Here is a 15,045-nt window from a genome sequence, read left to right as displayed (position 1 = left end):
TAATCGCTCTTTTTTGAGTGAGAAGCCTTTAATATGTTGAACAGCCAACAAATGGCAGCAGTACGTCATATAGACGGACCTTTATTAGTTCTTGCTGGAGCTGGAAGCGGTAAAACACGAGTAATCACGCAAAAAATAGCTTATTTAATTAATACATGCGGCTATGCCGCCAATACTGTATGCGCAGTAACTTTTACCAACAAAGCAGCTAATGAAATGCGTGCTCGGGTTGCAGCCGTTTTGCCACCAGCGACTCGAAGAGGTTTAAAAGTAGCAACCTTCCATACTTTGGGCTTAAGTATTATCAAACGTCACTTTGACTTATGTGATTTAAAAAAGGGCTTTTCTATTTTTGACAGTGAGGATTGTGTACAAATCTTGCGGGGATTTTTACCTGCGAATAAAGCCACAGAAAGGGAATTTATCTTACAAATTCAACAACGAATTTCACGCTGGAAAAATGATCTCCTCACTCCAGAACAAGTCATTAAAAATCCTTATGATGCACCCTATTATGAAGAGGCTGCTTTGCTTTATCCACGCTATCAACAGGCACTTAAAGCATATAATGCGGTAGATTTTGATGATTTGATTCGTCTTCCTGTAAGTCTTTTAAGCGAACATTCTTCCGTTTCAACCTATTGGCAAAATAAGATTCGTCATTTATTAGTGGATGAATACCAAGATTCAAATACAAGCCAATACCTGTTGGTAAAACAATTAACAGGCATAAGAGCTCACTTTACCGTTGTAGGTGACGACGATCAGTCAATTTATGCCTGGAGGGGAGCAAAACCTGAAAATTTAAAGCAATTACAAGAGGATTATCCTCAATTAAAAATAATAAAACTGGAACAAAATTATCGGTCGACTAATATCATTTTACACTCAGCAAATCATCTTATTGCAAATAACCAACATTTATTTGAAAAAAAGCTATGGAGTGAATTTGGCCATGGTGAATTATTAAGAGTTATTCGTTGTAAAGATGAAAATGATGAAGCAGAACAGGTCATTGCTGATTTAATTAGCCATAAAATACGTGCTAGAACCCAATATGGGGATTATGCAATATTATACCGCGGCAATCATCAATCCCGTATTTTTGAAAAGGTACTGCGCCATTATGGGATCCCTTATCATATTAGTGGTGGACAATCTTGGTTTGCTAAAGCAGAAGTAAAAGATATTTTTGCCTACTTGAAATTATTATGCAATGCGGCAGATGACGCTGCATTTTTGCGAGTCATCAATACCCCCAAACGAGGAATCGGCGAGACAAGCCTTGATGCTCTAGGTCATTATGCCCAAAATAAAGGTATAAGTCTTTATGCGGCAGCGGATCATCTCGCTCTGAGTGAATATATCGCAGAAAAACCACGCGCCGCTTTGCTTACTTTTAAATCATGGATGGAGAAAATAAAACTACGAATCACCACAGGTTCTATAGTAGAACAACTCAAACAAATGGTAGAAGACAGTAGTTATGAAGCTCATATTTATGAACTCTGCGACACCCCTGCTAAAGCACAAAAAAAGATGGATAATGTTTGGGAATTATTAGAATGGATTGAGCGTTTATTAACCAAAAATTCGGAACAAACCTTAGGGGAGGTAATTAACAAACTCATTTTAATTGATATTCTTGATCAAGCCGATGAACAAGATAATAATACCCTACAACTCATGACCTTACATGCATCAAAAGGCTTAGAGTTTCCTTATGTTTACTTAGTAGGTATGGAAGAAGAATTATTACCCCACCGAGTCAGTATTGATGAAGACCAAATCGAAGAAGAAAGACGATTAGCCTATGTAGGTATTACTCGCGCCCAGAAAGGTTTATGCTTTACCTTAGCCAAACAAAGACGTCGTGCCGGTGAAATACAAGACTGTTTGCCAAGCAGATTTTTAGACGAACTTCCTGCTGAACATCTTGAATGGTTTGGAAAAAATGTAGAGCGCTCTGAAGAACAATCAAAACATTTAGCAAAAACTCATTTAGCTGGATTAAAAAGCCTACTTCTTGAACAGTAGTGATAAATATTATTGTAGCTACAATGCAGCACAAGCTACAATGATAGATATGATCTATCCTGATTGCTCTATTGATACCATGAGAAAAAACATCATCCTATTTACTGTTGCATTAGCCATGTTTATGGAAGCAGTAGATACCACTATTATTAACACCGCAATTCCTGTAATGGCCCGAAGTCTGGATGTCGATCCTATAGATTTAAAATTAGCACTTATCAGCTATCTTTTGAGCTTAGCAATCTTTATTCCTATTAGTGGTTGGGTGGCAGACAAATTTGGTATAAAAGCAGTTTTTATAACTGCTCTCACTGTATTTACTTTAAGTTCCATTTGGTGCGGATTTACTCATAACTTATTTGAATTGATTTGTGCCCGCATTGCGCAGGGAATTGGTGGCTCATTTACTGTCCCTATCGGACGCCTAATTATTTTTCGAACCAGTGAGCGCCATGAATTAATTACAAAAATGACCATGGTGATTATGGTTGCCTCCGTAGGCATGATGCTGGGACCCTTATTAGGAGGGATTATTACTTATCGTTTTTCTTGGCGTTGGATTTTTTGGGTCAATATACCTGTAGGAATACTCACCATAGGTTTAGCAAGTAAGTTATTACCTAACTTCCCCCCTCGCCAAGTCCCTCCTTTAGATAAATTAGGATTTGTTCTATTTGGCAGCGGATTAGCTACGCTAACTTTTGGTTTATCCATGTTCAGTGAATCCAATGTAACGATGACGCAAACATCCATGATGTTAATTACTGCCTTATTGTTATTGGGTGGATATACCAAACATTCTTATAAAAGAAAGCATCCTATTGTTCAGGTAGAACTTTTGCACACCCGCACCTTTTATATTTCAGTACTGGGAAATCTATTAACACGCTTGAGTTTTGGTGGTGTTCCTTTCTTATTACCTTTATTGTTACAAATTGGGTTAGGCTATTCACCAAGCTTATCCGGCTTATTGCTCACCCCTATAGCATTGGGTGTATTTTTAGTAAAACCTTTTTCCGTGTATATATTACGTTGGCTTGGCTATAAACATTTATTAATGATTAATACCTTTCTTGTGAGCCTGTCGCTCTTGTCTTTTTTTTCAATTAACTCAAACTCCTCCATTTATGATATTGCCATTTTAACTTTTGCCTATGGGTTTCTGGTTTCGTTACAGTATACCGGCATGAACTCACTTGCATATGCTAACATTAATGAAAATGATCTCAGTGCAGCCACCAGCATTATGAGCACCATCCAACAATTATCCCAAAGTTTTGGTCTCGCTGTTTCGGCAATATTGGTTGATTTTTTCACCTATAAATACTCGGTGCACCAGGCTTTTTCAGTTCAAATATTCCATGATACGTTTATAACTCTAGGAGTTCTTACTTTTTTTTCAGGAATTATTTTTACATTCCTAAAAAAAGAAGATGGTTTGGAGCTTATTGAAACTCCTGCAAGTAAATCTTTATAAAAACTTACCTCTTCTTAAATGAGCTGCAACGTTGATCGGTATGTATTGAGCGCGATTTGTTATAATTTTTAGTAAAAGATGAACAATCACGTGTAATGTATTAGAAATTTTAAACAAAATGATCTATGATAGAAATGCATTATTGCTGTTTTGCAAAAAAAATAAAATTTTTTTGCGAAAAAAACAGCACAATTAATAAAATAATGCTACAATGTGGTAGTTACAATTTAGGAAATTAAAATGTCAGAAAAAATTCGTGGTACAGTAAAGTGGTTTAATGAGTCCAAAGGTTTCGGTTTTTTAGAAAGTGGCGGTAAAGATTATTTTGTTCACTTCAGTGCAATTCTAGGCACCGGGTTTAAAACTCTTGCAGAAGGTTCAACCGTAGTGTTCAAACCAAGTAATGGTCAAAAAGGTCCGCAAGCTGAAGAAGTTGAAGTAGTAGCTTAATACATTTATTTAAAACCCTATTGCTTTAATACATCGTTATTTTTAGAGATAGGGTTTTTCAAATAGAAAATCATTATATTTCCTCAAATAAATAACGAGTATTGGATAATATTGCTGCTAAAAATTCAAACTTGTTTATCACGCTTTATATAAAAAACAAGTATATTAACAACTAAAATACAAGGAACCGTATTATGGTTAAAAAAATTGGAGTTGTAGTTGGCAGTTTACGCAAAGAATCCTTCAACCGAAAGATGGCGCATGAGCTCATTTCGTTATCCCCCTCCTCTCTAGAATTACAAATCATTGAAATTGGTGATTTACCTTTATACAACCAAGATCTTGATGATGAAAATAGACCACCAGTTGCTTGGACACAGTTTCGTGAGCAAATAAAAGCATGTCAAGGAGTGCTGTTTGTAACACCTGAATACAACCGATCCGTTCCTGGGGTACTGAAAAATGCTATTGATGTAGGCTCTCGCCCTTATGGCCAAAGTGTATGGGGCAAAAAACCTGGGGCGGTAATCAGCGTTTCTCCGGGAGCTATTGGTGGGTTTGGCGCCAATCATCATTTAAGACAATCTTTTGTATTTTTAGATATTCCCATATTACAACAACCTGAAACCTATATTGGCGGAGCTGGAGATTTATTTGATGCCCAAGGAAAAATCCAAAAAGAAGAAACGTTAAAATTCATTAAAAAATTCATAGAAACTTATGCTGCTTGGGTTGATCTAAATACGCAAAAATAAACTCCTGCTGTTGCAGAGGGAGATGCTTTCCCAGACCCAACCTTCCGCAAAAGCGACGTTGTTGCAGAGAGTACTATTTTTTAGAAATTTAATACCCCTTCTGGAAATTAGAATTTATTTAACTCGACTTTAGGAAAAACTTCAAGCGAATCCCTGCGGTCTTCGCCGCGGGGATTCAGCATAAACCCGATGACGAGATTTATATCAAGACATGTGTTGCTCCATGCAACAACGCCACTGTTGCAAAGAGTGACACGCTTACACCCTCAGCAAGCCAATTTTTCCTTAAGGAGACACCTAGGCGCTGCGAGAGAGGCATTATTGGGTAAGACGACAACAACTTCCCTAAGTCAATGACAGAAAATTTTTCATCTCATCCCCATCAATATCAGATGATTGAGTATTTTACCTCATGGTAATTAATAATAACGAGCTCTTCGCTTTGGTATACTCCCAAACGCAGATTGGGTGGAAAATATGACTCTAAGAATATAGAATAGCCAATACAGCCACATCCCCGATCCTAAGTCAATTATAAAATAACAGGCATAAAACCCATGACAAATCACCTCGAACAATTTGAACAACGTAAACAAGATCATATTAAGTTAGCCTTAATGCCTGAAAATCAAACCGCTGATTTAAGTACGTTGGACACTATTAATTTAATACATGAAGCTCTTCCTGATTTGAATTTTGATGATGTTTCTATCAAGGGAAATCGATTTGGTCAGGTAGTTGAAAAACCTTTTCTTATTAGCTCCATGACTGCTGGACATAGACGCGCAAAACACATCAATCGAAACCTTATTGAAGCCTGTGCACAAAATGGTTGGGCAATGGGGGTAGGCTCACAAAGACGCGAGCTGACGGATCCTAAAGCAGCCTTTGAATGGCAACATTTACGCCAAGATTTTCCACAAGTGAGTTTGTACAGCAACTTAGGGATAGCCCAATTAATTGAAACCTCCATTGCAGACATACAGCGCTTAACGGATGCTTTACAAGCGAATGCTTTAATTATTCATTGTAATCCCCTGCAAGAATGCATACAACCTGAAGGAACAACAACATACAAGGGGTGTTGGAGTGCATTAACACATCTAGTAAAAAACCTTGAATTGCCAATTATAGTCAAAGAAACGGGTTGCGGTTTTTCACGTGAAACAATGATACGCTTAAATGATATTGGGATTACCGCAATTGATGTAGGGGGATTAGGTGGAACCCACTGGGGACGAATTGAAGGGCATAGAGCTACTCATGATCCAATGAGACAACAGGCAGCCATCACTTTTCGAAACTGGGGGATTGATACTGCAACATCAGTAAAACTCGCCATGGAACTAAACCCCTCTTACGAAATTTGGGGCTCTGGCGGAGTAAATAACGGTTTAAATGCCGCTAAACTTTTTGCTCTTGGAGCAACAACAGTTGGTTATGCGAAACCAATGCTTGAAGCAGCACTGAAATCATCAGAACAGGTTAGTTTATGCATACAGACCATAGAGTATGAACTAAAAGTAGCTATGTTTTGTACTGGAAGCAGAACACTATCAGACTTAAAAAGAAAATTAGGTTGACCTGAGTTCGACATAAGCATTCCCAAATTTTCATTAAGTGAATGTATTTTCAGGGAAGCTTTTTTCAGCTTGAGCATATAAGCAGCTAAGCCCGATAAGAGGTTAATAACAAAATTATCAGGCCTCGGATGTCTCGTGTATTCCATTTGGAAAATTGATTTTAATTGCTCAATAACAATATCAACAGTGCTGCGTTAGCTAAGGAAATATTTTTCAAAAGGTACGGTTCGTTTTTGCAAGGGAGCCGTTAACAGTTCCATACTCCTCAGGCTCTACTACACAATCGTTTTAAAAATATACGCATTTTTATAAATCCTACTTTTATACTAAGTCGTATGAATAAAAGTACTGATTTACTAAGGTATGCTATCCAGCTTAAGTGACTCATTTTTTGTTTAAATACTTGTAATATTTGTTGGCTTATAAAAATGATCGTTTGCTTAAAAATATTCTTCGTCTTGAAGAAACAAGAGATACTGTTCAATATCGTTTTGCTAGTATATGAAATCGATAATAGTCTATACATAGGAATTATTCCCACAAAAAAACCACCGCTTAAAGAAGCATGTTGGGGGTTTTTTTTTGCCTGATATAAAATGATTTTTAGTATGTTTAACCACAATATATTTAGATTACGATTGCGTATTAATTGCATAACAATATTTACAAAACTCAAATCATGGGTTATTTCTTCACTCACTTTGATATCAAAACGTTTCAGTGAGCCAGCACTAAAATTCTCTGTTTCGAAACTTTCGATGATGCTTTCGGCTGCTAATCTTCCACTTTGCAAAGCATATTGTATCCCTTCACCAGTAAACGGATTGATAAACCCTGCTGCATCACCAGTGAGTAAAACTCTGTCTTTTACATTGATGGTAGTGGGGTCATAACAAGATAAAGGCCAACCAGCTATTTTAGTTATTTGCATTCCTTGGCTGATTTTTGATTTAAAAAATGGATCATTTTCTATCATTTCTAGCAAAATAGCTTTTAAATTAGTTTCATTTTTGGGAAATGTTTTTAATACCATACCAATTCCAACATTAGCGGTTGTGGATGATGTGGGAAAAAACCAAAAGTATCCTGGGAAAGTTTTACTTGTAAAAAAAAGCGTGGCTTGGTGGGATATACAATTAATATTTTCACAGTAGGCGCGCACCGCCACGATTTTATGTTTTGGATTTGGTTTTTTACCTTGAAGAATTCTCGCTACCGTACTATTGCTTCCATCTGCACCAACCAACATTTTGATTGAAAAGCGTCTACTTTTCCCCATTTGCTCACATTCAACCATAACATCCTGTTCATTGACGAAATAATTTAAAAGCTTACAGTCAGTAATAACGTTAACTCCTTGCTGCTTTGCTGCGTTGACTATCCAACTATCAAGCAAAACACGCGGAATGACTCTTCCATAATTAACAAAATCTTTGATTTGGGGGATATTATCCGTTATCAGTTTCTCGCCATCGACATAAACTGTAGCTTCTGTAATTATGTTGGTTTCTTTGAACTCAGGAAGATCGGTAATACCAAGCGTCATTAGTTCTTTTAAAGCCACTGGAGAAACAAAATCCCCACAAATTTTATCTCTTGGGAAGGAATGAGAATCTATGAGTATGACTTTTTTGCCTGATTGTGCCAAATAATAAGCACATATTGCCCCAGCAGGACCAGCACCCACGATTAAAACATCCGCATCAAAACCCTCTGTTTTTAGTGAATTGTCCTTCGCTAAAATCGACTTATTCCGACAATATGCCATATTATTCATTTCTCAAATGTTTCATTCAATGAATACAACATTAAGTATTGTAGTAAACGTTCATGTACCTTGTCATGTAAGTAGATAAAATTATGCTACCTGACGAAAAATATGAGCAAAGGGGGATCAAAATTAGAGCTGCTTCATAAAAGACAAAAAATACCAATCTTTTTATATCCAGAGCCATAGCAGCAAAATAAGCCTGAATTTGAGTATTCTCTAGCCCTCTATATTGAATTGAGCTCGTTTTAAAGGAACATTATCTATCGTCCATTGGAAGAAACATAAATTGTATCTACTTATGATTTGCATAGATTTAATATGTCATTTTGGGGCCATAAGTATTGGTTATTTACTGGATTATACTGAAAACCTTCAATAATACTGTTTTCAGATGAACCGCTTCGAGAGCTAAATACCCCCCGCTGATACTTTGTTATTAAATGGATAAATCTCCTTATAAGTGACTTATCGAAGCTAATATAACTTTGTATCGTTATTATCCAATGCATTTTGAATAAAGTCTAACTTGAGAAGTAAGTCTTTAATTTCATGTACGGTAAGTTGCTGCGTGTTATGAGAGGTATAATCTTCATAATTAGAGATAATTTCCTCACCTTCAACAAAATACTTCTTGTAATTCAGATCCCTATTATCCGCTTGAATACGATAATATCGCCCCATATCTTCTGCTTTAGCCATTTCTTCCCGGGAAATTAAAGACTCATACAATTTTTCACCATGACGAGTACCTATAATTTTCACTTCACTCATGCTTCTAAAAATTTCAATTAGTGCTTGGGTTAAATCAGCGATAGTGGACGCAGGTGCTTTTTGAATAAAAATATCACCTTGATTGGCATAAGAAAAAGCATGTAATACCAAATCAACAGAATCTTCTAGCGACATTAAAAATCGAGTCATTTGAGGATCAGTGATTGTTAATGCTTGTTTTGCTTGGATTTGCGCCACAAAAAGAGGAATCACGGATCCTCTTGATGCCATAACATTTCCATAACGTGTAGCGCAGATAATGGGGCCATTTTCAGGAACAACTCTGGATTTAGCAACAACGATCTTTTCTGCCATCGCTTTGGAAATACCCATAGCATTAATGGGATACACTGCTTTATCGGTACTTAACACTACTATTTTTTTTACTGATCGCGCTATTCCCGCAGCCAAAACATTATCGGTGCCAAGAATATTAGTTCGCACTGCCTCCATAGGATAAAATTCACAGGAAGGGACCTGCTTCAAGGCAGCTGCATGGAACACATAATCTACACCAATCATCGCATCTGCTACTGATGAATAATCACGAACATCACCAATGTAAAATTTTACTTTGTCATTATTCAACTCGTTACGCATGTCTTCTTGTTTTTTTTCATCACGGCTAAAAATTCGTATTTCACGAATGTCCGATTTTAAAAACCGTTGCAAAACAGCATGCCCAAAGGAGCCAGTTCCTCCTGTAATCATCAAAACTTTATCTTTGAACATGTTCATTTATCCTCATATAAATTTTTTGATTCATACATTAAAGCGATCAATTGTGACCAATCAGGAGCCACATAACCGGTTGCATTTTTAAATCGTTCGCCATTGAGTGAGCGATCAATCCTAATTTCTTCATCAGCTAAGATACTTATCTTCTTCTTGTAAACTTCCGCAATCAAGGAAAGCAACTCATATTTATTAATAGGAGCCGCTGCAACCTGATAAAGTCCCCAAAGCTCAGGTTTGGGGATAACATAATCCCGCATAACTCGTGCTAATTCAAAGGTGGGTAATCCTGAAAAAATAGCATTTACGTACCCTTTCGCTGATATCTGCTGTGAAAGAAACCATTCAACTAATGCCGTTTTACTGTTGAATTCATGCCCTATTATTGAAGTACGCAGGGTAATTGCATTTGAATTTTCTGTAATTTCACCAATAAATTTTGATTTACCGTATAAATCTTCAGCATCTGAATGATCATTCTCTGTATAAAAGCCTTTTTTTCCAGAAAAAACACAATCCGTGCTAATATGAATCAATCGCGCTCCTGCTAATTGACACACTCGTGTTAATTGATGCGGTAACATCGCATTAATAGGCAACGCAGATAAGGGATCCTTCGCACTTGATAATTGTTTAATTAAGCCAATACAATTAATGACAACATCAGGACGAACTTGCTCAAGAACGCTACATAAAGTATCTAAATTAAGTACATCTATATCCGAAATGAGGTAAGAGGGAAAAGCATTGGGAAAATATTTTAAACCTTCTTTACTTCTTAAAGTACCCCAAACTTCAAAGTCATTCTGCTGCTGGTTAAACGTATGAAACACTGCACTTCCCAGCATACCAGTTATACCTAAAACCAGAATTTTCAAAATCAATTTACCTCTTTTTTAATTTTATTATTAAAAATTTCAATGAGTCGACGACTCTGTGTCCTCATGTCAAAATGTTCTAAGAAGAAATCTCTCGCTGCTCTCCCCAGCTTTTCTCGCTCTGAAACAGGCATATAATATAATTTTTCCATATTTTTGGCTAGCGCATCAGCATCCTCGGCAGGTGACACTAATCCGGCTCGCGACTCTTGGACAATACGGGCTCCTTCTCCATCTAATGCTGCTAGAATAGGCCGTCCTGCAGCTAAATAAGCTTGAATTTTACTGGGTATCGTATAGGAAAAGAGCTCATCTTTTTTTAAAGTGACTAAAAGAGCCGCGGCTTTAGAAAAAATAATAGGCATTACAACAGCTGAAAATCGACCAGGAATCAATACATTTTTTATCTTTCTTTGCGTTATTTGAAGAAACAACCAGTCGCTCATACTACCACTACCGATTAAAAGAATTTTGCATTGGGTTAAATGTGATATTCTCTCCGCGGCATTAATAATTGTCTCCAATGCTTGCGCTGTACCCAAGTTGCCCGCAAAAACAAAACAAGTATAAGACTCCAGCGCTGATAATAGAGGACCAGGAGGATCTTGCTGAGTGGTAGATGGCTCTGGCTCTAAGAATGAGTTAGGATAATAAACCACTTTTTTCAAGGACGTATACTTTTCCATCAACGTAGGAAATGCCTTTGATTGGACTAATAAAGTATCAGAAGCGGCATAGATACCTTTCACAACATAACCAATGATCTTTAATAAAAAATTATTTTGAATAAACCCCGTAGCTTGGACACTTTCAGGCCACAAGTCCTGAACCCATACAGCAAGATGAGCTTTTAAACGCCATTTTAAATAAATGGCAGGGACTACCGAGGTAATTGGAGAAGGTACAAATACAAAAACAACATCAAACTGCTTTCCTCTTATAAATCGAGGGAAATGATAAAGACCATTAACGATGAACGATAAATAATTTAATACTAATCGCTTGCTTCCTTTACCTCGAGGAAAAAGGGGCGCCCGATGAATAGGAATTTCATGAAAAATTTCTGTAGAATGGCCTGATGCACGGTAGCCCTCAAAAATAACCCCTTCAGGATAATTGGGCTTTCCCGTAACGACTTCTATTTGATGTCCTTGTGCTGCAAGACACTGCACTAATTCATTTATGATAAATGTTTCAGGCCAAAAATACTGTGAGACGACTAAAATTTTCACTTGTTTCTTTATCTTGATTGGGTGAATTTCTTCATTTTAAGAGCTCATAGTTAGAAAATGAAAAAACTCTTTAAGCCGATGTTAAGAGATTTTTCTATGGAGCACAACTAAAAATTAAACATTGATTGGCAATTAAAGTTTTGAGTGGAGGTGAGCCCCTTGCTTTCGCAAAGGGGAATGGGAAATCAATTTGGTTTGTTATGCCCATCGCAAACGTTTAAAAAATCAAAATAGCTCACCAAATAGATTGAGTTATTTCTGGTATAACAATAGGGCTATCATTACGACCATAACTTTCTTTATTCTCTATTCTTCTCACTTGAGGGAAGATGATCACTTGATTATTTTGATCAAGGACAACCGAATGCTTAAAGGGAGATTTTATAAATAAATCCAGATTGGTTTCATTCTTTGAAAAAGGTAATTTTTTGGCATCTTCCTCTAAGGTCTTAAGTTTAATAAAGTCTCGCCACTCTTCAGACTCGCACTTCTCACAACTTTGGATTTTCTCCCCTCTTTTTATAATAAGGTCTATTCCCTCATTATTATTCAAAACCTTTCTTAATTGTTTCACATAAAGATCGAGGGGATAATCTTCCGACAAAGTTAATAATAATTTCATTTGGACACCTACTTTTGCATACAAGGTATTTTCATTATATGCACCATCAATGAGTTAACTTTTATTTGATGAAATAAGTAGGATTTTTAGAGAAAAAATACCCCATATAGGTACAATCTAAGAAAAGACCTAGGCCTATTTATAAGAAGGCAGAATAGTCCCCAAGCATTAGGATGTAACTCAAGAAACTTTTCTCTAATCTCTTCGAATCTACCGGAGTTCGATATAAAAAATAAAGTTATTTTTTATATCGAACTATTTTTATTTAGAACTGGATCCCGTATAAATGCGACGCATTTTACGGGATAACGTTCGTTTAGCGACCTAAAGGCATAGAAAATACCCTTAGGTCGAACTCACGTTATTTAAGATTTTCAAGTATATCCAATTGTTATACACTAATGGCACCAAAAATTGGATGAATAGATCTTAATGGGACAAACAAAACGTTTTATCGTGCTTGATAGCTTCAGAGGACTGTGCGCGCTCTCTGTAGTCCTCTTTCATTTGCATGTCCCCAGCACCATCACAGAACTTAATTTTTTTAGAAACGCTCATTTATTTGTAGAATTTTTTTTTGTTTTAAGTGGGTTTGTCTTATTTCATACCTATAAGAACGTCCTAAACAATTATCATGATTTTAATCCATTTATCATCAAACGCATATTTCGCCTTTACCCTCTACATTTTTTTATGCTTGCTTTATTCATTATTTTTGAATGTGGTAAATGGTACGCTGAAATGAAAGGATTTAATTTCAACGGTCATGCGTTTTCAGGAAGAAATTCATTAAAAGAAATTCTCCCCAATCTTTTATTATTGCAATCCTGGCTTAATCAAGCTGAACCCTTATCATTTAATGGTCCTTCATGGAGTATTAGTGCAGAGCTGTATGTTTATATGTTTTTTGCTGTAATTCTCATATTAAGCCGTAAATTTAGCATTTCTATTTTTGCCCTTATTTCTGGATTTTCATTTTTTTCTTTAGCAATCAATTTAGATATTCTTAATCATAATATTTTACGGGTCTGTTCTTGTTTTTTTGCCGGCTCCCTCACATATTATGTGTACCAAAGAATCTTAAGTTATCCTTTATCAAAACAAATACTCACCCTACTTGAAGGATTAGGTTTGTTCATGATTTTCGTTATTTTAAATTGGAATATTAATCATCAAGAGATCATTGCAAGCATTTGGTTTTGTACGGTTATCGTTGTCTATTCTCTAGAGGGTGGTCTTTTTTCTTCCTTATTAAAACACTCCTTTTTTATGAGATTAGGAAAATTATCTTATTCTATTTATATGATTCATTTTGCAGTGATTTTTCTTTTGATAAGCGCATCTATAGTTGTTTCAGCATTAAGTCACCATAATTTTGCCCCCATGTTAAAAGAACCCCAGACTGGTGAATTTATTCGCTACATCACTACTCATTCGTTGTTGGGAAATAATTTATTAGTATTTGCTATCTTAACTGTTATTGTTAGTCTGGCGCATTTGTCCTGGAAATTTATTGAAAAACCCGGAATAACCTGGGGAGAACGATTTTTACTTAGATATAAAAAAGATGCCTTACATCCAGGAACATCAGTCACAGATCCCTCTTCTTAGCTGAAAAAGAAATTATTTTTCATGCACTAAGGTGAAAAAATCCTCCCAACTAGTCTCATAGCTTGGAGAATAGGGAACAATATTAGTATAGGAAAAAGACTTCTCTAGAGCATTCATCCATTTTTCAGGCGCATTTCGTGGAGCAAATAATGCCCCTGGATAACAGGAAATAACTTCTTTCGCATAATCTTCATCAATGGCAACTAATGGCTTTCCAAACATGGCAGCTTCCACCAAGGGCAGACCAAAACTTTCAATGTAACTTGGAAAAACTACCGTAGTGCATGATTTATAATAAATAAGGACTTGCTCATAACTTAATGGACCTAAAAAATGAACATTTTCTTGCAAATTTAAACCATGAATTAATTCGGTTAGCTTTTTATCTTCCTCTGCAGTAATTGTTAAATAAAGCCCAATTGAGATTGCTGCATTTTTTTTCTTAAACTCATTTAAAGCATAAATGATTTCTTCGTGGTTTTTAAAAGGTGCACTGGTTGCGGGATAAAACAAGGTATACTGGTAAGGTAACGCCAATGGAGTAATCTTGTTGATGTCTTTTCTCAAAATATCAGGCTTAATCACATACACATTTTCTTCTTTTTGTTTGAAGCGAGCACATAAAGCGTGTTTCATCCATTGAGTTTGCACCACGAACTTTGTTTTTTTATCTACGTGTAAAAAAATAAATAAAGGATAGATATACTTATAAAGAGCGAGTCGTCTCTCACGACGTTTAAGAAAAGACCATTTTTGGGTATGCAAAGGTAGGCCCTGATGTAAATAAATGATTTTAGGGATATCCTTTTGATACGCCAAAGAAGTATTTTGCAGTGACACTATACTTTTAACGTCTATCCCTTGCGTTCTTAACCATCGCTTGAGCCCCCAACTGTCCCAGAAAAGCCTTTTCGCGATCGTGTTTGTTTCTTTTTTAATCAAATAAACATTCTCATTTTCCACGGTAAGATTTAGGGAAGGATGAATAAAAAAATAATAAATTTCATCATTACGAACATGAGATAAAAACTGACGTAGAATGGATAACGCGCCACCTGAATTAAGTGCTGTAGCATTAACAACAGTAACCTTTTTAAGCACTATATTATTTTTCCTCAGTTTC

General features: G+C 36.1%; 12 protein-coding genes and 1 pseudogene. 6 read left to right on the top strand and 7 right to left on the bottom strand.

Features of this window, described 5'->3' with window-relative positions; translation table 11 throughout:
* Positions 1-33 precede the first annotated feature (33 nt).
* The 5 genes from DYH34_RS01190 (at position 34) to fni (ending at position 6,302) form a co-directional block, all read left to right on the top strand.
* Entirely contained in the window at positions 34-2,037 is a 2,004-nt protein-coding gene (locus DYH34_RS01190; protein ID WP_058464026.1) for a UvrD-helicase domain-containing protein, read from the top strand.
* Between the two features lie 79 nt (positions 2,038-2,116).
* Positions 2,117-3,514 carry an MFS transporter gene (locus tag DYH34_RS01185; RefSeq protein ID WP_058464327.1) on the top strand — a complete coding sequence of 466 codons (1,398 nt, stop codon included), beginning with the start codon at positions 2,117-2,119 and terminating at the stop codon, positions 3,512-3,514.
* A 240-nt stretch (positions 3,515-3,754) separates the two neighbouring features.
* Entirely contained in the window at positions 3,755-3,964 is a 210-nt protein-coding gene (locus tag DYH34_RS01180; RefSeq protein ID WP_058464027.1) for a cold-shock protein, read from the top strand.
* A 194-nt stretch (positions 3,965-4,158) separates the two neighbouring features.
* On the top strand, positions 4,159-4,719 hold the full coding sequence (locus DYH34_RS01175; RefSeq protein WP_058464028.1) for an NADPH-dependent FMN reductase: 561 nt from the start codon (positions 4,159-4,161) through the stop codon (positions 4,717-4,719).
* A 557-nt stretch (positions 4,720-5,276) separates the two neighbouring features.
* Positions 5,277-6,302: a type 2 isopentenyl-diphosphate Delta-isomerase gene (fni, locus tag DYH34_RS01170; protein WP_058464029.1), complete on the top strand. Its 1,026-nt coding sequence runs from the start codon at positions 5,277-5,279 to the stop codon at positions 6,300-6,302.
* Between the two features lie 11 nt (positions 6,303-6,313).
* Here fni and DYH34_RS18655 read toward each other — a convergent pair.
* The 6 genes and pseudogenes from DYH34_RS18655 to DYH34_RS01145 form a co-directional block, all read right to left on the bottom strand.
* Positions 6,314-6,520: pseudogene (locus tag DYH34_RS18655) on the bottom strand (IS982 family transposase); the annotation flags it as partial.
* A gap of 47 nt (positions 6,521-6,567) precedes the next feature.
* The gene (locus DYH34_RS01165; RefSeq protein WP_058464030.1) at positions 6,568-8,079 is read right to left on the bottom strand and encodes an NAD(P)/FAD-dependent oxidoreductase; all 1,512 of its coding nucleotides are present in this window, start codon (positions 8,077-8,079) and stop codon (positions 6,568-6,570) included.
* A gap of 468 nt (positions 8,080-8,547) precedes the next feature.
* Positions 8,548-9,582 carry a polysaccharide biosynthesis protein gene (locus tag DYH34_RS01160; protein ID WP_274519437.1) on the bottom strand — a complete coding sequence of 345 codons (1,035 nt, stop codon included), beginning with the start codon at positions 9,580-9,582 and terminating at the stop codon, positions 8,548-8,550.
* On the bottom strand, positions 9,579-10,463 hold the full coding sequence (locus DYH34_RS01155; RefSeq protein ID WP_238589435.1) for a dTDP-4-dehydrorhamnose reductase family protein: 885 nt from the start codon (positions 10,461-10,463) through the stop codon (positions 9,579-9,581). Before DYH34_RS01155 ends, DYH34_RS01160 begins: the two co-directional genes overlap by 4 nt.
* Positions 10,460-11,689 carry a glycosyltransferase family 4 protein gene (locus tag DYH34_RS01150; protein WP_058464032.1) on the bottom strand — a complete coding sequence of 410 codons (1,230 nt, stop codon included), beginning with the start codon at positions 11,687-11,689 and terminating at the stop codon, positions 10,460-10,462. The genes DYH34_RS01155 and DYH34_RS01150 overlap by 4 nt, the downstream gene beginning before the upstream one ends.
* Positions 11,690-11,924: 235 nt before the next feature.
* Entirely contained in the window at positions 11,925-12,311 is a 387-nt protein-coding gene (locus tag DYH34_RS01145; RefSeq protein WP_058464033.1) for a hypothetical protein, read from the bottom strand.
* A gap of 432 nt (positions 12,312-12,743) precedes the next feature.
* Between DYH34_RS01145 and DYH34_RS01140 the strand changes: the two genes are divergently transcribed.
* Entirely contained in the window at positions 12,744-13,922 is a 1,179-nt protein-coding gene (locus tag DYH34_RS01140) for an acyltransferase family protein (RefSeq protein ID WP_058464034.1), read from the top strand.
* Between the two features lie 12 nt (positions 13,923-13,934).
* Here the strand turns inward: DYH34_RS01140 and DYH34_RS01135 are convergent, their stop codons facing one another.
* Positions 13,935-15,023 (bottom strand): glycosyltransferase, encoded by a 1,089-nt coding sequence (locus DYH34_RS01135; RefSeq protein ID WP_058464329.1) that lies wholly within the window; start codon positions 15,021-15,023, stop codon positions 13,935-13,937.
* Positions 15,024-15,045 lie beyond the last annotated feature (22 nt).

This window comes from Legionella cincinnatiensis, assembly GCF_900452415.1.
GTDB lineage: Bacteria > Pseudomonadota > Gammaproteobacteria > Legionellales > Legionellaceae > Legionella > Legionella cincinnatiensis.
The sequence above is the reverse complement of the archived record's forward strand: the minus strand, read 5'-3'. Positions and strand labels throughout refer to the sequence as shown.

What these genes read in the sequence shown, in the direction of transcription:
- DYH34_RS01190 (WP_058464026.1), top strand. Translation starts at nt 34, where the DNA reads ATGTTGAACAGCCAACAAATGGCAGCAGTACGTCATATAGACGGACCT.
- DYH34_RS01165 (WP_058464030.1), bottom strand. Translation starts at nt 8,079, where the DNA reads ATGAATAATATGGCATATTGTCGGAATAAGTCGATTTTAGCGAAGGAC.
- fni (WP_058464029.1), top strand. Translation starts at nt 5,277, where the DNA reads ATGACAAATCACCTCGAACAATTTGAACAACGTAAACAAGATCATATT.
- DYH34_RS01140 (WP_058464034.1), top strand. Translation starts at nt 12,744, where the DNA reads ATGGGACAAACAAAACGTTTTATCGTGCTTGATAGCTTCAGAGGACTG.
- DYH34_RS01160 (WP_274519437.1), bottom strand. Translation starts at nt 9,582, where the DNA reads ATGAACATGTTCAAAGATAAAGTTTTGATGATTACAGGAGGAACTGGC.
- DYH34_RS01145 (WP_058464033.1), bottom strand. Translation starts at nt 12,311, where the DNA reads ATGAAATTATTATTAACTTTGTCGGAAGATTATCCCCTCGATCTTTAT.
- DYH34_RS01180 (WP_058464027.1), top strand. Translation starts at nt 3,755, where the DNA reads ATGTCAGAAAAAATTCGTGGTACAGTAAAGTGGTTTAATGAGTCCAAA.
- DYH34_RS01185 (WP_058464327.1), top strand. Translation starts at nt 2,117, where the DNA reads ATGAGAAAAAACATCATCCTATTTACTGTTGCATTAGCCATGTTTATG.
- DYH34_RS01175 (WP_058464028.1), top strand. Translation starts at nt 4,159, where the DNA reads ATGGTTAAAAAAATTGGAGTTGTAGTTGGCAGTTTACGCAAAGAATCC.